Source organism: Hamadaea sp. NPDC051192 (assembly GCF_040682475.1).
In the GTDB taxonomy this organism is placed as follows: domain Bacteria; phylum Actinomycetota; class Actinomycetes; order Mycobacteriales; family Micromonosporaceae; genus Hamadaea; species Hamadaea flava.
Window position 1 is genome coordinate 19,548 of record NZ_JBFBAZ010000075.1, and the last position, 18,850, is coordinate 38,397.

Consider the following 18,850-nt stretch of genomic DNA (forward strand, 5'->3'; position numbering starts at 1 on the left):
CCCGCCGGCATCGGCCGATGCCGGCGGGCGTCGCGGTGTGGCGTCAGCCGATCTGCTCGTTGAGCCCGTTCACGATGTTCGTGACGGTCTTCTGGACGTCCTGCTGGCCGTTGATGAACTTGGCCATCTCGGTCTTGGTGGGATCGGTCTGGATCGCCTTGCCCTGCAGGACGAGCGTCGTGCCGGCCGCCTGGCCCGAGGACGAGATCGGGTCGGCCAGTTCGATCTCCTTGTTGTAAAGAGCGAACGCGTCGAGCGCCGACTGCTTGGTGAACGGGTACTTCAGGTCCAGGCCGGCCTCGACGGACAGGTAGCCGTTGGACTGCGCCAGCTTGGCGTAGTTGTCCCGCTGGAACATGAAGTCGACCCACTTCTTGGCCGCCGAGGCGCGGTCGCCGTTGTTGAACGCGACGACCTTGCCGCCGAGGTTGATGTCGGTGGCGTGCACCGGGCCCGGCGTCGGGGCGCTGGCCCACTCGAAGTTGGTGATGCCCTCGGCGAAGTCGGCGACCTGCCAGACCCCGGAGAAGTACGCGACGACCTGGCCGCTCTTGAACAGCGCGTTCGGGTCGGCGCCGGAGGTCCACACCGACTTCGGCATGACCTTGTCGTCGTTGAGCGCGGCGAACTTGGTCAGCGCCTGGATGGTGGCGTCGTCCGGGGTGGCGTACTTGCCGTCGGAGCCGAGCTGGAAGCCCTTGCCGCCGTTGTTGTAGATGAAGGCCCGGATCCGGGCGGGCGAGTTGTCGTAGACCAGGGAGTACTTGGCCTTCGCCGCGTCGCGGACCTTGGCCGTCGCGGCGAGGAACTCGTCCCAGGTCCAGGTCTTGTTCGGGTCGGTGGGGAACTCGACCCCGGCCTTGGCGAACAGGGTCTTGTTGATGAACAGACCGGCCGCGGTGATGTCCGACGGGATGCAGAGGGTCTTGCCGTCCTGCACCGTGAGGATGTCCTTGCGGATCTTGTTCGCCTCGTTGTTCGCCGTCGCGCTCAGGTCCTGGAGCTGGTTGATCCAGATCGGGTCCAGCGACGGGACGCTGGCGACATCCGGCAGGGAGTTGGCCTGCGCGGACTGCCGCAGCTTGTCCTGGTAGCCGTCGTAGGGGACGTTCACGATCTCGACCGTGACGCCCTCCTTGGCCTCGAACTCCTTGGCCAGGTTGGTGTAGCCGTCGAGCTGCGCCGAGGTGGACAGCCAGAAGGTGATCTTCTTGGTGCCAGAACCGTCGCCGTCGTCGGAGCTACAGGCGCTGAGCGCCGTCAGGCTCAGGGCTGCCGCGGCACCCACCGAGAGAAAGCCCCGGCGGGTAAGCCGGCTCGGGGCAGCCTGGGAAGTCGTCATGCGGTCTCCTCGAAAGTAATCGCCGTGATGGCGTCGGACGCTAATCGGCAAGCGCTTTCCAGGTCAATAGTCAGGACATACTCTCTTTACTTTCTCCTGACATATGCGCGGGCCATCCCGTGCTAGGAACGCCGCTGACCTGCGAGTTTTGAGATTGCTTCGAGCTAAACCTGCGGCAACTGTGACCTGTTAGCGACGCAGATTTTCAGCCGGACACCCGCCGGAACCCGGCCGGAAACGTAGAGCAGCTCCCCCGACGCTGCGTCCGTTCCGCCCAGGAATCGGTACTCTTCGCCGGGTTCGTAGGACGGAGCCGCGTGCGCTGCCGCCAAGGCCTCCCCGGCGCCGTCCGACGCCTCGCTCAGATCGATCGCGATCACGTCATCGCCGACCCGGTATTCGGCCCGCATACCGGCCGAGGCATCGAGCTGCCACACGTTCTCGCGCAGCGCCCGCACGCCGGTCATCGATCCGCCAGGCCGGAACGCGAACTCCAGCGCCCAATCCACGACCGCACCGGACAGATCGAGCGTCAGCTCTACGCCATCCTCGGCCAGATCGATCTTCACCACGCTGTCCAGGCCCACTTCGTCGCGTACTCGGCGGCCGAAGTCCATCGCCGCGCTGAACCGCCCGTCGTCCACCAGCGCGTACTCGCCACGCGGGTCGCGATCGGCCGGATCCAGCGGCTGGTAGTAGGCGGCACTCACCGTCTCCGCCAGCGTCACCGTGTCGCCGTCGAGCGTCAGGCCGTCGGCACGGAACGGCCCGAGGCCGAAGAACGTCCGCGACAGCCGCACACTGTCCAGCACGGCGGCGCCGGCGTACAGGCGCAGGAAGGTCGGCGAGTTGGCCAGCCCGGATCGGATCCGCTGCTGCCGCGGATGGTCCGAGCCGCCGAAGACCACGCTCGTGACCGCTGGGCGATGGTCGACGACCAGCCCGGCCGCCGGGAACACTCCCCGGCGTTGCCGAGCCGGCGCTTCAGCCGGCGGCAGCTCCAGCGCGATGTCGGGGTTCAGCACCAGCAGGGTCCCCGCGTCACCGGGCGACGGCAGGCCCTGGGTCAGGGCCAGCTGCGCGGCCCACGCCAGATCGGGCCGCTTGCGGATCCGCGCGATCTCGCGCAACGGCAACAGGTACGCCGAAAGCCGCATCGGGAAACGTTGGTCCTGCCGCCGCGAAAGGATCGTCTCGACCGAGCCGTCCGGCAGCAGGAGGTCCAGGGTCGCGTCGAGGTTGCGCTCGACCGCGTCGATCAGCTCGGGACGGCCGAACACCTCGCCGATGACCAGCAGCGACGGGTTCGACACGTGGGCGGCGTAGTTGGCGCTGCGCTCGCTGTACAGGCCGGAGTCGTCGATGTCGACGCCTTCGGCCAGCCACTGTTCCACCCGGGCGGCGAGGGTGGTCAGCGGCCACAGCCGGTGCAGCCGGGCCAGGGCCGCCGACAACTCCCAGCGATGGTTCGGGGTGTGCACGCCCCCGGTGATCAACGCCGGGGTGATCGCGGTCAGCATCGTCTCCAGCGCGCCCGCCACCTCGCGCTCCGCCTCCGGGGCCGCCGCAGCGAGCGGAGTGCCGTCCAGCCGCAGCATCAACGCGATGTCGGCCAGGTCGTTGACGCTGAACGCCGAATCGGGTGGCGAGTCCACATTGTCACCGCCGGTGAACAGCCCACTCGGCCCTTGGAGCCGGTGCAGGGCAGCCGTCAGCGTGACGGCGTGCCCGAACAGCTCCTCGGCCGTCAGCCCGGTGTCCAGACCGAGCCGCCAGGCCGCGACCAGCACCTTGAGCCGCTCCGCGAGCCTACGGTGCTGCAGCCCGGTCCAGCCGCCGGCGCGGGCCTCCGCTGCGATCGACCGGACCTGCTCGATCAGGCCGGCGTGTACCTGGGTGACAAACGGGGTGTCGATCATGGGGGGCCACCCTACCTCGTGTTACTCCGGAGAAACGCGGGACGCTGGGGCTCACGCCCGCCCCGGATCGACCACCGTGACGGGGACCGTCGCGGTGTAGAAGACCCGGCCGAACGCGCCCACCTTGACCGCCGCCCACCACTGCGCACCGGGCCGGGCGTCGCCGGGCGCACGGACGGCGTACGCCAGTTCCTCGATCGCCCCGGCCGGAACGGCGAAGCCCTGCGCCCACGGCCCGGCCGCGAGATCGCCCGGCAGCGCGTCCCACGTCCCGAACGGGCTGAGCAGCAGCGCCTCGCCACGGATCTCGCTCGCCGCGGAGTTGGCGAGCCGGACGGTCAGCCGGCCTTCGCCGCCGGGTGCCAGCTCCAGCGCGCCGGAGGTCACCTCCACCTGAAGCGGGTCGTCGATCGGCGGGGCTCCGACGGTGACCGCCACTACGTCTTCGAGGAGCTGGCCGAGGTCGTCCCGGATGCGGGCGGCGACGAACCGGGTGCCGTCGGCGTACGCCCGCAGCCGGATCTCGAACTCGGCGTGCTCGCCCGGCGCCAGGTCGTATTTCAGCGGCCCGGCCGGGGTCGCCGTCACGCCGTCCGGCACCACCAGTTCCACCACACCGGAGGCCGGGTCCGCCGCCGTCGCCACGGTGACCCGGACGACGTCCTCGGCGTCCGGCCCGGCCAGGGGCAGCACCGACGGATGCACATGCACTGCGACCGGCAGATACCCGGCGGGGGCCGGTCCCTTGTTATGCAGCCAGTATCGAGTGAACACCGGCTGCGCCGGCTCGGCCTGCCGCGTCGACGCCGACGTACGCGGATTCGCTTGCACGCCAAGGGTGACGATCTGCGCCGGTCCGATCGGGAGGGTCACACCGTCGCCATCGGATTCCACTGTCGAGCCACTGTGGCCGATGTCTTCGAGCACCGTGGCGGCGGTGGCGTCCCGCAACCCGCCGTGCAGGCGTACGCGCGCGGTCGCGGGCCGGCCCGTCGATTCGTAGAGCCGCACGGTGACCCCGGCCGCCGGGTCGAGGTCGCCAGATCGGCCGGCCGCCATCGGGTTGCCCGCCGGCTTGAGCGCGGTGAGCACGACCTGCGGGGGTTCCACCGAGCCGAGGCTGGCCGTCGTCGGCAGCGGACCCGGTCCGGCCGGGACGTCCCGGGCGACCACCCGATGGTTGACCTCCTGCCCGGCGGCGACGAAGCCGGCCTGCCGCCAGTCCCCCGCCCCAGCCAGGAGGCTGTATTCGAAGGTGTGCGTCCAGTGCTGGAGCTGGAAACCCGAGCCGTCCGGGGTGTGCCGCGCCGGTCCGTCGATCCACACGCCGCTGGGCCATGAGCTGCACGAGCGCATCAGCGACAGGTAGAACGAGCCGTCGCTCTCCACGACGAAGCCGGGTGTGCCTCGGTTGACGACGGCCACCGAGTAGTCGTCGACGGGTTCGCCCGTGCTGGGCAGCCCGGCCGGGACGGTCACCTCGACGGTCGCGTCGTCGAGGTCGGCGATCACCGAGTCGACGTCGCCGAGCACCAATAGGGGCAGATCGCGTACGCCCCGCAGGTCGGCGCCGGGAACCCAGGTGTCCCGGCGACTGCGCTCGGCGGGCACGAACACGCGGCCCGTCCGGTCCAGCGCCTCCCGGTACGCCGGTTCCAGCACCTGAGCGGCGTACTCGGCGCTGAGCACGATGCGGATGTCCGGCAGGTTCGAGTCGCCGTCGAGCGCGCCGTAGCGAGGCCCGTGGGGCGGGGTCAGCGTGGCGGTCACCCCGCACGCGACGAGCCGGTCCAGCAGCGCGCGTACGCCGTCCTGACCCGGATCGGCGATCACCTCGGCGACGCCGATCGCGTGCGCGGCAACGCTTCCGTCCTCCTGCCGCAGCGCGATCCGGGCAGTCGCCGACAGTCCGGCCCAGTTGTGGGCGGGATTGTCCAGTGTGTAAAGATGCTCGGCCGCGTCCGAATTCGGGAAGCCGAACGAGCGCCCGATCGCGGCGAAGCCGACCTCACTCACCGGCAGCGCCCCCGGAACATCCAGCTCGAAACGGGCACGCAGCAGATGATCGGAGCCGATCGAGCCGTCGGCGTGCGTACGGAAGTCGACTCGGTCGACGCCGGTCCACAGCGTCGCCTCCTGGGTGATCCGCAGACCGGCCAGGTCGAACGTGGCCACGATCCGCTGCCCGATCGGCGACTCCTGCATCGACACGGTCGCCGGTCGAGCGCCCGCGCCGACGCCGGGGCCCTTCGGCAGCAGGTGCCAGGGGCCTTCGCCCCACACCGGGTGCTTGTCGTATTCCTCCTGCAGATACAGCTCCCCGCCGAGGCCGTCCGGGCGGACCAGGTCGCGGCCGGTACGCCGGTCGAGGATCCGGCGCAGCGCACCGCCCCGGGCGGGATCGGCTTCGATCCGGAACGCCTCGTTCTCCGCCGCGACCTCGTCCGGCCGCTCCGTCCAGCCGCCGGGCAGCGTGTCGGCCGGGACCAGGTGGTAGACCCGGAACCCGAGTGACGGCACCCCGGTGGCCAGGAAGGTCAGGGTCAGCTCGGCGAGGCTGCCGTCCGGGTGCCGCAGTACTCCCTCGGCCAGCGCCGGAACCACGGCTCCCGTATCGTCGCGCAGCTCGACACCGGCCGGCCCCGGCTCGGTCTGCTTCACGCGTACCGTCGTGATGCCATCGCGAGCCCACGAGAGCGAGTTGACCGCGAGGATCGGCCGCCCCGGGCCGGTGGTGTCGGCGTGGCCCGCGAGCCCGAGGATCGCCGCGTCGCGCGCCCCCGCACCCAGCTCGTAGGCCTCCCGCCAGCCCGCGAGCAGGTCGAGGTAGACCTGGTCGGACTCGGTGCCGGTGACGGCGTCGTGGTGGGCGCCGTACATGAGCAGTCGCCAAGCCTTGTCCAGCGCCTCACTCGGGTACGCCTCGCCGAGCAGCGAGCCCAGCGTGGCGAGCCGCTCCGCGTCGAGCACCGCGATCTCGGCGGCCCGCTGCGCCTGCTTGGTGTCGATGTAGGACACGTCTTTGCCGGTGTAGACCGGGTTCATGTCCCGGGTCTGCGGGCTCAGCAGCCGCTGCGGTGTCGTGGGCGCCGTCGGCAGCGATGGCATCGGTGCGAGGCTCGGGTCGCCACCGGACAGCGCGGCCCGGACCGCCCCGAAGAACTCGCGGGGCAGGCCCACACGGAAGCGCGGCCAGACGTAGCGGGCCGCCCATTCCCGGTGCACCTCGGTGCACCAGCGCGACGGCACGTTGTGGTCGTGCCCGACCGGCAGCATCACGTTGGGCGTGGCCGCGACCTTCTTCAGCTCGCTGAACTGGGCGTAGGCCTCGGCCATCGCCTCTTCGAGGGTCTCCTTGCGCTCCACGTCCCAGCCGGCGACGTAGTGGTTGGCCATGTAACTCGTCAGCAGCCCACGCCCGTCCGGCGACACCCACTCGAACTCGCTGGGGAACTGCATACGGGTGATGTCGCCGGTGTGCCGCTTCGCCCCGACCATGTGGAACGGACCGCGTGCCCACGAGCTGGAGTCCAGACCCGCGTCGGCCATCAGGCCGGGGAACGCCGGGTCATGCCCGAAGACATCGAGCATCCAGGCGGTACGCGGATCGCCGCCGAGCACGTCGCGTTGGTAGCCGACGCCGTAGACCGCGTTGCGGATGGTCGACTCGGGATGGGTCAGGTTCGTGTTGGGCTCGTTGTAGGTGCCGCCGACGAGTTCCACGCGTTCGTCCCGCAGGAACTGCCGCAGCTGCTCACGTTCGCCCGGGAACACGTCCCAGTACGGCTTGAGGTAGTCGACCTCCGCGAGCACGAACTTGTAGTCGGGATCATGCCGCGCCGCGTCGACGTGCGCACGCACCAGGTCGAACGCCGTACGCACGAACGGCGGGCGCAGCTTGGGCACCCACGGCAGGTCGGGCAGCTTGTGCCAGACCTCGGTGAAGCCGGCCTGGGTGTTCCACCACACGGGGTCGTAGTGGAAGTGCGACACCATCCACATCGTCCAGCCGGTCTCGGCCGCGACGACCTGCCCGTCGAAGGTCAGGCGCTGCTCGCCGTCGTCGGCGCTCACCGTCACCCGGTGCACCGAACCCGGAGTCGCCGGCGCCGCCACGTGTACGCCCACCTCGGCGGTCGTCTCTCCCGTGCCGGTGATCAGCACCGATTCGGGGGTGGTGACGGTCGGGCCGTGCACCTCCAGGCGTACCGGGCGGGTCAGGCCGCTCAGGGCGACCCGGACGATCTGCCGCGGCGAGGAAGCCGGCCCGGCGAACAACTCGGTGCTGTGGACCGACTCGATGCGCATCTTCACTCCATTTTGCTGTGGTGCTGTGGTGCTCAGGTGGTCAGGTCAGGCGAGGTAGCCGGTCAGCGTGCCGGCGTGGGTCGCCTGCAGGTCGGCCTGGATCGCCAGCTCGGTCGTGAGGAAGGCGTGGGCCTGGGTCATCGCCCGCTCGGTCCGTTCGGCGACGTCCCGCAGCAGGTCGGGATAGAACGGCAAGTCGACGTCGGAGCAGTCGATCCGCTCGACGTGGTCGCCGTCGACGACGAACAGATGGTCGCCACCGGGGGCGCCCCCGAGGTCGAGGTTCTTACGGATCTCCAGGTAGCCGCCGGTGCCCAGCACGGTCAGCCGGCCGTCGCCCCACACCGGCAGCCCGCCCGGGGTGTACCAGTCGACGCGGGCGTATCCGTGTCCACGGTCGCCGCGCAGCAACAGTTCGCCGAAGTCGGCGAAGCTCGGCCGGTCCGGGTTGGCGTGGTTGGCGACCGTGCTCGCCCCGATCTCGACCTGCGTCGAACCGGTGAAGTGCAGGAACTGGTCGACCTGGTGAGCGGCGATGTCGGTCAGGATGCCGCCGCCCCGGCGCGGGTCGAAGAACCAGTCCGGCCGGGTGTGCGCGTCCAGCCGGTGCGGGCCCAGGCCGACGGTCTGCACGACCTGCCCGATGCGGCCCTCGGCGACCAGCTGCGACGCGCGTACCACGGCTTTGACGTGGAAGCGTTCGGAGAAGCTGACCGACCAGAACCGGCCGGTGTCGGCGACCGCCTGCCGGATCGCGGCCAGCTCCGGCAAGCTCACGCAGCCCGGCTTCGCCGCGAGCACGTCCTTGCCGGAGTGCATCGCCGCGACCGCCACGGCGGCCCGCCGATCGGGCACGTCGGCCGTCACGACCAGGGCGATCGAGGGATCGTCGAGCAGCCGCCGCGCGTCGTCGACCGCAGGGACGTCCGGGAACGTCGCCGCGAAATTGCGGACGACCGCGCCGTCGCCTTCGTCCGGCCGAGAGTGGAAGCCGACGCACTCGGCGCCCGCCGCGAGCAGACCGGACGTCAGGCCGAGAGCGTGACCGTGCTCGACCCCGATCACCGCGAACCGCACGGGCTCACTCATCGTTCGCCCCTTCGCTCCCGCTTTCGGTCCAGCGGAACGGTTTGCCGGTGGCCCAGGCGACCGGCAGCTCGCTGAAGAGCGCTCCGGCGTCGACCGCTTGGCGTACCACGTCGTCGACGCCTGGAACGATGCGCCGGTCGCCGTCTTGCCGCTGGAACCGCGCCTCGATCTCGGTGGCCGCCGGACCGACCCGGATCGCCTCGACGACCTGCATGAACGACCTCGTCTCGGCCAACGGCGCGACCAGCGGCACGCCGTCGGCGAGATGGTCGAGCAGGTTGTCCAGCAGGTCCACCCGGTCGAACCGGCGCTCGCCGCCGGCCGTTCGCAGCCGGTCCTCCGTGTACCACAGCTCGGCTTTGCCGGCGCTGCCGACGACCTCGACGATCGGCTCGCGGGACGTCTCGGCGCACAGCGTGACCGCCGCGGTGACAGTCGTGCCGCGCGCGGTCGTGATCCGCACACTGGCCGTGTCATCGGCTTCGATGGGATACGCCCGATACGTGTCGACCTCGACCCGGCTGACCGGCTCCGCCCCACCTGAGCCGTCGAGGCGCAATGCCATCGCCACTCCGTGAGCGAACGGATTGGTCAGCGCTCCGTCCATCACCGGTACGCCGTCCAGCGACCGGCGTCCGGCCCAGGCGGCCCGGGCGTAGTAGGACGCGGCCCGGGTCCACGCGCCGGTGAGCCCGATCCGGCGTACCTCGCCGAGGGCCCCGGTCGACACCAGGTTCGCCAGCTCGGCGTACGCCCCGGAGCCGAACGCCTGGAAGCCGATCTGACAGGCCACCCCGGCGGCCTGCTGCGCGGCGAGCAGGGCGTCGAACTCGGCCATCGTCGGCGTCGGCGGCTTCTCCAGCAACACGTGCGCCCCGGCCTCGAAGGCCAACCGGGCGAGGCTGGAGTGCGTGTGCATCGGCGTCGAGATCACCACGATCGCCGGGCGCACCTCGGCGATCACCCGGGCGGCGTCGGTGTCGAAGACGCTGTCGCCCGCGAGCGCCTGCTGCTGCTCGTCGAGCGGGCGTACGTCGGCCACGCCGGCGAGCCGGACCCGGCCGTCCGCCGTCCGCGCGGCGAGATGTTCGAGGTGGCCCCGGCCGTGCCCGTGCGCACCGACGAGTACCACGGACGGCGGGGTGCGGTCGCGACCCAATGTCACTCCTGAAGAGTCTCGGCAGCGCCTCGGCTTGGAAAGCGCTTTCAGCGGATCTTAGCGGGGCTTTCTGTGGACCGGAACCGCCTGCCTCGGCCGTTTATCCTCGGGATCGTGATCCCCGAAGACGTGCGCGCTCTGCTGCCGGCCGAGCTCGCGGTCCGCTCCGTCACGCCGCTGGGCAGCGGACTCGACCATCACGCGTACGCCGTGAACGACGACCTGGTGGCCCGGGTGGCCGCCGGCCCTGACGCCGCCGCCGACGTGCGCCGGGAGGCGGCCATCCTCGCGGTCCTACCCGAGTACGCCCAGCTGCCCGTCCCCGAGCCGGTGTTGATCCGGCCCGAACACGGGCTGCTCGTGTACCGCTGGATCCCCGGCCGACCGCTGCTGGCCCAGACCGAGCGCGACGGGCATGCGGCCGTGCTCGGCGCCTTCCTCGCCCGGTTGCAGACCGCGCCCGCCGAGCGCCTCGGCGACCTGACCGGGGTGGACGACACGCCCCCGGCCGCCTGGCTGGCCGAGACCCGGGACCTGGCCGAGCACCTGCCCGACGGCGTACGCCGCCTGACCGCGGGCTTCCTCGCCGACGATCCGCCGGAGCCCGCCGAACGGCTGGTCTTCGCCCACAACGACCTGGGAGTCGAGCACGTCCTCGTGGAGGGGGCGACGATCACGGGAATCATCGACTGGTCCGACTGCGCCGTCGCCGATCCCGCCGCCGACCTGGGCCGGCTGGCCCGCGACCTCGGCGTGCACACCCTCGACGTGCTGCACCCGGGCCTGGATGAGCAGACCCGCGAACGGGCCGTGTTCTACGCCCGGTGCACCGCCTTGGAGGATCTCGCGTACGGTCTGGAATCCGGTCGCGACGACTATCTCCGCAACGCCCGTCGCGCGATCGACGAGCTGTTCAGCCGACCCTGACGAGCCCGGATCACCCGCACCGGGTGAAGCCTCCGCCGACAGGCACCGATCATCGTGGTGGCATGTGTCGCTGGCTCGCCTACTACGGCTCGCCGATCCGGCTGGAGGAGCTGATCTACAAGCCCACCCATTCGCTGATCGACCAGAGTCTGCACTCGAAGCTGGGAGTCGAGACGACCAACGGGGACGGTTTCGGCATCGGCTGGTACGTCGGCCGCGAGCCGACCGTGTTCCACAGCGTCGACCCGGCCTGGAACAACCGGAACCTGCGCAATCTCGCCACCCACATCGAGTCGCAGATCTTCCTCGCCCACATCCGCGCCTCCACCGGTACGCCGGTCCAGGAGAGCAACTGCCACCCGTTCCGCCACGGCCGGTGGATGTGGATGCACAACGGGTCGATCGCCCAGTTCGGAAAGCTGAAACGAGACCTCGTCCTCGCCGTCGACCCCGAGCTGTATCCGTCGATCGAGGGCTCGACCGACTCCGAGCTGATGTTCTACCTGGCGTTGACGTTCGGGCTCGCCGACGACACACCTGGCGCGGTCGCCCGGATGGCCGGGTTCGTCGAGGACGTCGCCGCCGCGCACGGCGTACCGGACGTGCTGCAGATGACCATCGCGACCTCCGACGGCGAACGCCTCTGGGCGTTCCGGTACTCGACGGCCCGGCACTCGCGGTCGCTCTTCTTCAGCACCGACGTACGCGCGCTGCGCGACCTCTACCCCGAGCACTCGTGGCTACAGCAAGTCTCCGACGAGTCGCGGCTGATCGTCTCCGAACCCTTCGGCACGCTCGTCGGGACGTGGAACGCGGTGCCGGAGAACTCCTACGGCGTCATCCAGGAAGGCGTCGACCGGATGGGCGTCTTCCGGCCGCGTACCTGATCCGCGTGCCGGAACGGGTTCAGGCGTTCAGTTCCTTGAGCGCTTCCGCCAGACCGGGATAGCCGGCGTCCTCGGCCAGGATGCGTTCGAGGTCCTTGCGCGCGTACCCAGGCTTGTTCTCGGCGAGGTAGGTGTTGGCGCGCTCCAGCAACGCCCGAAGCCGGATCTCGACGTCGATCGTGCGCTTGTTCACGACCTGCTTGAGGGCCTCCCGCGCGGCCTCGAGGTAGTCCAGCTCTCGCAAAGCCCGGCCGCGCAGCACCAGGAGCAGCGCGTGCGCGTCGCTCTCGGCCGCCAGCCCGTTCGTCATGTCGACGACCTCGTCATGGTGGCCGGCCTCGCTGTACAACTCGGCGAGCGAGACGGCAGCCGAGAACGTCGGCTCCAACTGCTCGACGGTCTCGATCGCCAACCCCAGCCGGTCGCTGTACTGGTACAACTCGGCCAAGGTCAGCCCGACCGCCTCGCGGCTGATCGGCAGCATCACCTCGACGCCGGGCGCGAGTTCGAGTTCGACGCTCGCGTACGGCGCGTACCGGCGGATGAACGGATGCCGGGCCGCGTCCCGCCCGGAATCGAACGCCGCCGCCAGCGCGTCCTCGGCCCGCTCGAAGTCCTCGTCCCGGTACGCGAGCAGCCCGTCGAGGGTGTCGCACAGCGGCGCCCACTCCGGGTACGCCGCACCGATGCGCGGAATCTCGGCCGGATTCGGATCGCTGATCAGCGCCCGATAGAGCTTCTTCTCCGCCCGGGGCGCGAACAGCGCGGGCTCCGGCGGCGCGGGTACGCCGTCCACCTCGGGCGCTTCGACTTCGGCCGGGGCAGTGCGCTGGGCCGGAGCGGAGCGCTGAGCCGGGACGGCGTTCTTGCGGGACTTCGACGATCCGCGCAGCGTCTTGACGTACGACATCCCGGTGCCGGGAATCCCGATGGTGCCGATGACCTGGCCCCGGGCCGTCCTGGTCAACCGCGCCCCGCGTACGCCGACCGAGTAGCCGATGCCGCTCTTGGACACCGTCAGCCGTACGCCCGGCAGAACCTGGAAGGTCTTGCGTATCCGAAAGCCCACGGCCCGTCAGCCTAGATCACGGTCACCAGGGATGTGCACGGCCGCCATCGTGATCGGGCGCCGTAGCCGGAAGCCGAACTGCTCATAGAGGCCGAGCGCGGCGACGTTGTCCGCCGCGACGTGCAGGAAGGCGTTCTCGCCGCGCTCGTGGATGCCGGACACCAGGACGTCGAGCAGCCGAGCAGCCAAGCCCTGCCGACGGTGGCCCGGATCGGTGCAGACCGCGCTGACCTCGGTCCAGCCCACCGGACGCAGCCGTTCACCCGCCATCGCCACCAGTACGCCTCCGCGCCGGATGCCGAGGTAGACCCCCAATTCCAAGGTCCGAGGCAGGAAGGCGCGGCCATTGCGGTGACGCGCGACGAACTCCACGATCTCGGGCAGATCGGCTGGGCCGAGGGTCAGCACGTCGTCGCCCGCACGGGCCCCGTGCGCCGTATTCGGCCTCCGTGGATGGTCGCGGTCGGTCACGAGCTGCAGCCCAGGCCCGACGCCGGTCACCTTCCAACCGACGGGCGGCAGCACGACTACGCCCGCGACCGGGGCCTGTTCGGGTCCGACCAGCGTGGCGACATCCGCCCAGTCCCCCGCGGTGGCTGGATCAGGGATCGCAATGAACCGCAGGACATCGGGTGGATACCGCAGGATGCGGCCGCACCGCTGCGCCAGGTGCGCGTGCGGGCCGGTCAGCGCTGAGCGTACGACGTCGTCAAGCGGATGGACCATGAGGAATCGACCGTAACTCGCAGCCTGGGGAAGACGGGGCTATGTGAACACCAACGTGTAGTACTCCGTGACGACGGTCGCATCCGCGATCGATGCCAGCCCCCACTCCGCGAGATGCGGCTCGTATATCGCTTGATGCACTCGTCGCCAATGGTCCAGCGACAGGTCTCCCTCACCTTCGGCCAAGGCGACCTCGGGCGGAACGTCATAGAACTTGTGCACCGCGATCTTCTCGGTCCGCAGGAGGCAGCCCGGCTCGTCTCGGCTGTTCAGCAGGATCCAGAAATTGCCGACCTCTGGCAACGGATCGCCAGCCGCGACGAAGTCCTCCTTGATGCTGCTACCGGCGGTCTTCCGCCCCGTCAGGTACAAGTCGAGCAGCTCGTCAGTCGACTCCCTCGGTCCGGCGAAGGCCGCTTCGACGAAGGGATCGGCCGGCCGGCTCTCCGGCGGGAGAGTCTCGAGATAGGCCTGCCAGTATGACCATTGGACCTCGCTCAACTGCCTCACCGGCACCTCCAGTCGTGCGTGAGTTTACGCGGCAGGACACAGGTGATCCCTCGAAGCGGTGAGCGATCTTCCCTCTCGCGAGGGATCTCGCTTCCGCGCTGCGCCGCGAGGCTGGCCGCATGACCATTCGCACCGCGTGGGCCGCCGCCCATACGCCCGTCGCCGGGGTGCCGCGTTGGGCCCGGACCGCCGCCGTGATCGTCCCGTTGACCGTCGTCCCATCGAGTCTGTGGCGCATCTCCGGCTGGACGTTGCAGCTGCCGATCGTCTACGGCGGTCCGGCCGTCCTCGCCGGCGACGACCGGACGCTCGGTATGCCGACCAGCGTCTACGTCGTGCTGCTGTCGATCTTCTCGGAGGCCGTGGCGTTCGCCGCGGTCGGGCTCGTCGCGCAGTGGGGCGAGGTCTTCCCGAAGTGGCTTCCCGGCTTGCGGGGTCGCCCCGTGCCGCCGCTCGCCGCGATCGTTCCGGCCGCCGCCGGGGCCGCCTTGCTCACCGTGATCTGGACGGCGGCGCTCGTGACGGTGCCGTTCTCGCGAACCATCACCGGCCGGCCGATGACCGTCCCCGACCCGTTGACCATGCATCACTGGAAAGGCGTTCTCGCCATCGCGATGTACCTGCCGCTGGTGTTGTGGGGTCCGCTGCTCGGTGCGCTGACGGTGGCGTACTGGCGGCGACGCCGGGCCGGGTCGGCTGCCGGTTAGGCTGGTTCGATGTCCTGGCGCCGCCTGCTCGACCCGTTGCGCACGGTCGGCCGTCGCGGCGTCTACCTGCTGCTCGGCAGCGTCATCGCGACCCCGTACGCCGTGCTCGGCTGGGCGCTCGCTCAAGTGTGGCGGACCAACGGGGCGGCGGTCGCACTGTCGCTGATCGTCGTCGGGGCCGCCATCGGGCTGACCCCGGCGCTGCTCCCGGCGACTCGCGGGTTGCAGATCGCCGCCGCGCGTACGCTGCTCGACGTCGACCTGCCCGATCCGCTGCCGGACGCCCGGCTCGATCCGCAGACCCGGCTGCGGGCGGCGTTGTGGTACTTCCTGCACGTCGGCGGCGGTGCCGTGCTGGGCGCTGGGCTCGTCATCGTGCTACCGGCCGGACCGGTACTGGCGGTGTCCTACAACGCCGCGGTCGGCTTGGCGATCACCGCCGCCGAGGTCACCGTCGCGGCGTACGCGGTCGCCGGGCTGGGGGCGCTGGGGAGGTTGATGGCGCCGGTGCTGCTGGGCCCGTCCGCCGTGGAACGGATCCGGGCGCTGGAGGAGCGGCAGGAACTCCTGCTCGAACACAATCGGCTCGCCCGGGAGTTGCACGACTCGGTGGGGCACGCGCTGACGGTGGCGGTCGTGCAGGCCGGGGCGGCCCGGGAACTGCTGCGTACCGATCCGGATTTCGCCGAGCGGGCGCTGGCCGCCATCGAGGAACGCAGCCGGGAGGCGGCCGCCGATCTGGATCACGTGCTCGGCCTGCTGCGTCGCGATCGGCTGCGCGAGGACGCCCCGAGCGGCGACATTGCCGGCCTCGCCGCCCATGCGAAGATCACCGGGGATCTCGGGCGGCTGCCCGGCGTCGTACGCCGGGAGGCGTACCGGATCGTCCAGGAGGGACTCACGAACGCCGCCCGGCACGCGGACGACGCGTACCCGCAGGTGATCGTGGTGGTGGGCGATCGGACCGTGACCGTCGAGATCACCAACGCGCTCGGCGGCGGCCCGCGGATCCCGCGCTCCGGCGGCGGCCGCGGCCTGTCCGGCCTGCGCGAGCGGGTCGCGTTGCTGGGCGGGCGGATCGAGGCGGGACCGATCGAGGGGGCGAGATGGCGGGTGACGGCGTGGCTGCCGTACGCGTAGCGCTGGTGGACGACGACGAGCTGATCCGGGTGGGGCTGGCGGCCATCATCGGCGCCGCGCCGGACATGACCGTGGTCGGGACCGGCGCGGACGGCGCCGACGTGCCCGACCTCGTCGCCCGGCACCGGCCGGACGTGCTGCTCATCGACGTGCGGATGCCGCTGGTCGACGGGATCTCGGCGACCGAGCGGCTGCTCGCGGTGTCGGCTCGACCGCCGAAGATCATCGTCATCACCACCTTCGAGAACGACGACTACGTCTATGCCGCGCTGCGCGCCGGGGCGAGCGGCTTCCTGCTCAAACGGTCCCGCCCGGCCGAGGTGCTGGAGGCGATCCGGGTCGCGGCGGCGGGCGAATCGCTGGTGTTCCCGGCGGCGCTGCGCGCGATGATCGCCGGTCACGCCCGGCCGAAGCCGCTGCCCGCTCAGCTCACCGAGCGCGAGGCGGAGATCCTGCGGTTGATCGCGAGTGGACTGTCCAATGCGGAGGTCGCGGCACGGCTGGTCGTCAGCGTGGAGACGGTCAAGACCCACGTGGCGAATCTGCTGGCCAAGCTCGGTGCGCGGGACCGCACGCAGGCCGTGATCGCCGCGTACGAGTCGGGGTTCGTCACGCCCGGCGGCTGATCTCCCCCGGCCGGGCCGGTCGAGCTCCCTCGCGCGAGGGAACCCCTGGCCCCGGCGTTCGACGACGGTGGACGCATGACGATCTTCAAAGACCGGCCGGCCACCGTCTACCTCTCGCTCTACGCGCTGCTCGCCCTGGGCTGGGCGGTCACCGGCGCCGGCTTCCCGTTCGGCGCCGGCGACGGTCACAACGCCACCCACCTGCTGCGGGCCGCCGACCCGCGGATCGCCGCGCCGATCTTCGCGGTGGTCCTGCTCGGCGTGGCGGTCACCGCCTTCGCCCTCGACGCACAGCCAGTGGTACGCCTGACGGGGGTGGCCCGCACGGCGGTCCTCGTCGGCGGCTGGACGGCGGTCGCCGGGCTCATCGTCGTGATGACCGACGCCCGGCTGCTCATGGTCGCCGGATACGCCCCGATTCTGATCATCGGTACGCCGTTCGGCGTGTGGAGCAAGTTCGATCCATCCGATGTGTTCAATTGGGCGCTGCTCAACGAGGTGCTCTGCGTGGTCGCCGGCCTGCTGTTGGCGCGTACGCTGCTGCGCTGGCAGCGGCTCACCCGGAACGCCTGTGTGGAGTGCGGCGGGGCCGGGCGCTTCACCAGCCGCGCCGCCGCGACCCGGTGGGGCCGCTGGGCCGTCTACGTCGCCGCCGCCACCCCCATGGTGTACGCCCTGTTCCGCTTCGCCTGGATCTTCAACGTCGGACTGGGCGGGGTCGACTCGTCCGACATCCCGGAGTTGAAGAGCAACGGGGCGTACTGGGTCGGGTTGGGCCTGGGCGCGGCGGCCACCATCGGCGCGATCCTCACCGTAGGACTGATCCGGCCCTGGGGCGAACGCTTCCCGCGCTGGATGATCGGGTTGGCCGGCAAGCGCGTACCGATCAAGCTGGCCACCATCCCGGCCGCTGCCGTCGGCATCATGGCCTTCGTGGCGACCCCCGGCGTGTTCGTCTTCCAGGGCGCGGACGCCGTGCGCGAGGTCTCCCCCGTCTTGTTCTGGCCGCCGTGGGGCGTCGCGCTGGTGCTCGCCGCCATCGGCTACCACCTGCGCCGGCGCGGCCAATGCCCCACCTGCGCCCGCGACTGACCCGCTCTTCCGCACCGTCCGCCGCGGTTCCTCGGGCGCCGTCCCCGCTTCGGCCTTGCGCGCCGGATCACGGATCTGGGTCGAATCTTGGACCGTGATTCGACCCAGATCCCTGATCCGCCCGCGTAGCTGCCAGAGCCCACGTAGCTGCCAGAGCCCGCGTAGGCCGGAGCCGGCATGGCGGCCGGAGCCGGCGGTGGGGCTGTCTAGGCCAGGTCGGGGCGGAGTTCGAAGACCTGGACCTCGTCGAGATAGGCGTCGCCGAAGGTGCCGATGTCCGGGTGGCGATAGGTCGCCAGCAGGTCCATGCCCTGCTCAGGCCGGTAGCCGCGGCCGGGGTCGCCGATGAGGACCCGGCCGCCGGCGGCCAGCACCCGCCGGAGGTACGGCAGCAGGGCCGCGGCGATCTCCTCGTTGTAGAACGCGTCGCCGACCAGGACGATGTCGGCCTCGTACCCGGTCCCGCCCAGCATGTCGCCCAGGTGCGGCGTCACCTCGGTGGCGTTGGCCTCGGCGTTGACGCTGATCGACGCCACGGCGAGCGGATCGATGTCGTTGGCCACGACATGAGCGCCGGCGCGGGCGGCGGCGATGGCGGCCAGCCCGGAGCCGGAGCCGATGTCCAGGACCGACTTGCCGCGGACCGCCTCGGGGTGGTCGAGGAGGTAGCGGGCGACGGCCTGCCCGCCGGCCCAGGCAGACGCCCAGAACGGTGCCGGCAGCGGCATCTTCGCCGCCGCCTCCAGCCGCGCCCAGAACAGGATGGCGTCGACGGCCAGGTAGAGGCTGATCTCCGGGACCAGCGCCACCGGGGTGTAGACGAGCTGGTCTCCGGTGGGGTCCTCGGCCGAGGCGTCGGCGACCATTCCGCTGAGGAATTGCCGTGCGGTGGCCGGGCTCTGGATCTCAACTGGGATGATTATGTCGGACACGATGCCCCCTTCGACTCGATGTGGGGCTACGGTGGACGGGTGCGGACTGGTCAAAGTGATACGGCCTTCGTTCTCTTTCGCAGGTCTGAATCCGCACCCGAATGGGAGACGGCACATGGCAACGGGAACCGTGAAGTGGTTCAACGCCGACAAGGGGTTCGGCTTCATCCAGCAGGACGACGGCGGCCCTGACGTTTTCGTTCACTACTCAGCCATTGCCAGCAGTGGCTACCGGCAGCTCGACGAGGGCCAGAAGGTCCAGTTCGAGGTCAAGCAAGGACAGAAGGGCCCGCAGGCGGACAACGTCACCGCCATTTAGCATAGATCGTCGCGGGGGCGGGCGAGGCCGCCCCCCCGGCCATTGGCGAGCCTCGCGGGGGCGGGGCCGGCCGAACGCACGCACCCGGTGCCGGCCGC

Annotated in this window: 16 protein-coding genes; 7 read left to right on the top strand and 9 right to left on the bottom strand. The window is 70.7% G+C overall.

The window, feature by feature from the left end; translation table 11 throughout:
* Window positions 1-43 precede the first annotated feature (43 nt).
* The 5 genes from AB0M47_RS26865 to AB0M47_RS26885 form a co-directional block, all read right to left on the bottom strand.
* Window positions 44-1,342 carry an extracellular solute-binding protein gene (locus AB0M47_RS26865; RefSeq protein WP_363418870.1) on the bottom strand — a complete coding sequence of 433 codons (1,299 nt, stop codon included), beginning with the start codon at window positions 1,340-1,342 and terminating at the stop codon, window positions 44-46.
* Between the two features lie 164 nt (window positions 1,343-1,506).
* Entirely contained in the window at window positions 1,507-3,261 is a 1,755-nt protein-coding gene (locus AB0M47_RS26870; RefSeq protein WP_363418872.1) for a hypothetical protein, read from the bottom strand.
* Between the two features lie 51 nt (window positions 3,262-3,312).
* Window positions 3,313-7,569, bottom strand: coding sequence for a glycoside hydrolase family 38 C-terminal domain-containing protein (locus AB0M47_RS26875; protein WP_363418874.1), 4,257 nt, complete (start codon window positions 7,567-7,569; stop codon window positions 3,313-3,315).
* Between the two features lie 45 nt (window positions 7,570-7,614).
* A complete protein-coding gene (locus AB0M47_RS26880) occupies window positions 7,615-8,658 on the bottom strand; it encodes a Gfo/Idh/MocA family oxidoreductase (protein WP_363418876.1) in 1,044 nt (347 codons plus the stop codon).
* Window positions 8,651-9,823 carry a Gfo/Idh/MocA family oxidoreductase gene (locus AB0M47_RS26885; protein ID WP_363418878.1) on the bottom strand — a complete coding sequence of 391 codons (1,173 nt, stop codon included), beginning with the start codon at window positions 9,821-9,823 and terminating at the stop codon, window positions 8,651-8,653. Before AB0M47_RS26885 ends, AB0M47_RS26880 begins: the two co-directional genes overlap by 8 nt.
* 108 nt (window positions 9,824-9,931) lie before the next feature.
* Between AB0M47_RS26885 and AB0M47_RS26890 the strand changes: the two genes are divergently transcribed.
* Both AB0M47_RS26890 and AB0M47_RS26895 read left to right on the top strand, forming a co-directional pair.
* The gene (locus AB0M47_RS26890; RefSeq protein WP_363418880.1) at window positions 9,932-10,744 is read left to right on the top strand and encodes a phosphotransferase; all 813 of its coding nucleotides are present in this window, start codon (window positions 9,932-9,934) and stop codon (window positions 10,742-10,744) included.
* Window positions 10,745-10,806: 62 nt separating this feature from the next.
* Entirely contained in the window at window positions 10,807-11,631 is an 825-nt protein-coding gene (locus AB0M47_RS26895) for a class II glutamine amidotransferase (protein WP_363418882.1), read from the top strand.
* 19 nt (window positions 11,632-11,650) lie between these two features.
* Here AB0M47_RS26895 and AB0M47_RS26900 read toward each other — a convergent pair whose 3' ends face one another.
* The 3 genes from AB0M47_RS26900 to AB0M47_RS26910 are packed head-to-tail and all read right to left on the bottom strand — an operon-like array spanning window position 11,651 to window position 13,936.
* Window positions 11,651-12,700 carry a DUF4236 domain-containing protein gene (locus AB0M47_RS26900; protein ID WP_363418884.1) on the bottom strand — a complete coding sequence of 350 codons (1,050 nt, stop codon included), beginning with the start codon at window positions 12,698-12,700 and terminating at the stop codon, window positions 11,651-11,653.
* A gap of 6 nt (window positions 12,701-12,706) precedes the next feature.
* Window positions 12,707-13,426, bottom strand: coding sequence for a GNAT family N-acetyltransferase (locus tag AB0M47_RS26905; protein WP_363418886.1), 720 nt, complete (start codon window positions 13,424-13,426; stop codon window positions 12,707-12,709).
* A 39-nt stretch (window positions 13,427-13,465) separates the two neighbouring features.
* Window positions 13,466-13,936, bottom strand: a complete 471-nt coding sequence (locus AB0M47_RS26910) for an ASCH domain-containing protein (RefSeq protein ID WP_363418888.1) — start codon at window positions 13,934-13,936, stop codon at window positions 13,466-13,468.
* A gap of 119 nt (window positions 13,937-14,055) precedes the next feature.
* On the opposite strand from AB0M47_RS26910, the gene AB0M47_RS26915 reads away from it, so the two are divergent.
* The 4 genes from AB0M47_RS26915 to AB0M47_RS26930 all read left to right on the top strand — a co-directional run bounded on the left by AB0M47_RS26915 (window position 14,056) and on the right by AB0M47_RS26930 (window position 17,501).
* Window positions 14,056-14,643: a hypothetical protein gene (locus AB0M47_RS26915; RefSeq protein WP_363418890.1), complete on the top strand. Its 588-nt coding sequence runs from the start codon at window positions 14,056-14,058 to the stop codon at window positions 14,641-14,643.
* Between the two features lie 9 nt (window positions 14,644-14,652).
* Window positions 14,653-15,783 (top strand): histidine kinase, encoded by a 1,131-nt coding sequence (locus AB0M47_RS26920; protein WP_363418892.1) that lies wholly within the window; start codon window positions 14,653-14,655, stop codon window positions 15,781-15,783.
* Window positions 15,765-16,409 carry a response regulator transcription factor gene (locus tag AB0M47_RS26925; RefSeq protein WP_363418894.1) on the top strand — a complete coding sequence of 215 codons (645 nt, stop codon included), beginning with the start codon at window positions 15,765-15,767 and terminating at the stop codon, window positions 16,407-16,409. The genes AB0M47_RS26920 and AB0M47_RS26925 overlap by 19 nt, the downstream gene beginning before the upstream one ends.
* Before the next feature lie 75 nt (window positions 16,410-16,484).
* Window positions 16,485-17,501 (top strand): hypothetical protein, encoded by a 1,017-nt coding sequence (locus tag AB0M47_RS26930; protein WP_363418896.1) that lies wholly within the window; start codon window positions 16,485-16,487, stop codon window positions 17,499-17,501.
* A gap of 206 nt (window positions 17,502-17,707) precedes the next feature.
* Here the strand turns inward: AB0M47_RS26930 and AB0M47_RS26935 are convergent, their stop codons facing one another.
* The gene (locus AB0M47_RS26935) at window positions 17,708-18,433 is read right to left on the bottom strand and encodes a 50S ribosomal protein L11 methyltransferase (protein WP_363418898.1); all 726 of its coding nucleotides are present in this window, start codon (window positions 18,431-18,433) and stop codon (window positions 17,708-17,710) included.
* A gap of 115 nt (window positions 18,434-18,548) precedes the next feature.
* Here AB0M47_RS26935 and AB0M47_RS26940 point away from each other — a divergent pair, with 115 nt between their 5' ends.
* Window positions 18,549-18,752 (top strand): cold-shock protein, encoded by a 204-nt coding sequence (locus AB0M47_RS26940; protein WP_253763200.1) that lies wholly within the window; start codon window positions 18,549-18,551, stop codon window positions 18,750-18,752.
* Window positions 18,753-18,850 lie beyond the last annotated feature (98 nt).

Excerpts from the sequence above, each read along its gene's own strand:
- AB0M47_RS26865 (WP_363418870.1), bottom strand. The coding sequence starts at position 1,342 with ATGACGACTTCCCAGGCTGCCCCGAGCCGGCTTACCCGCCGGGGCTTT.
- AB0M47_RS26870 (WP_363418872.1), bottom strand. The coding sequence starts at position 3,261 with ATGATCGACACCCCGTTTGTCACCCAGGTACACGCCGGCCTGATCGAG.
- AB0M47_RS26875 (WP_363418874.1), bottom strand. The coding sequence starts at position 7,569 with ATGCGCATCGAGTCGGTCCACAGCACCGAGTTGTTCGCCGGGCCGGCT.
- AB0M47_RS26880 (WP_363418876.1), bottom strand. The coding sequence starts at position 8,658 with ATGAGTGAGCCCGTGCGGTTCGCGGTGATCGGGGTCGAGCACGGTCAC.
- AB0M47_RS26895 (WP_363418882.1), top strand. The coding sequence starts at position 10,807 with ATGTGTCGCTGGCTCGCCTACTACGGCTCGCCGATCCGGCTGGAGGAG.
- AB0M47_RS26905 (WP_363418886.1), bottom strand. The coding sequence starts at position 13,426 with ATGGTCCATCCGCTTGACGACGTCGTACGCTCAGCGCTGACCGGCCCG.
- AB0M47_RS26915 (WP_363418890.1), top strand. The coding sequence starts at position 14,056 with ATGACCATTCGCACCGCGTGGGCCGCCGCCCATACGCCCGTCGCCGGG.
- AB0M47_RS26920 (WP_363418892.1), top strand. The coding sequence starts at position 14,653 with ATGTCCTGGCGCCGCCTGCTCGACCCGTTGCGCACGGTCGGCCGTCGC.
- AB0M47_RS26930 (WP_363418896.1), top strand. The coding sequence starts at position 16,485 with ATGACGATCTTCAAAGACCGGCCGGCCACCGTCTACCTCTCGCTCTAC.
- AB0M47_RS26940 (WP_253763200.1), top strand. The coding sequence starts at position 18,549 with ATGGCAACGGGAACCGTGAAGTGGTTCAACGCCGACAAGGGGTTCGGC.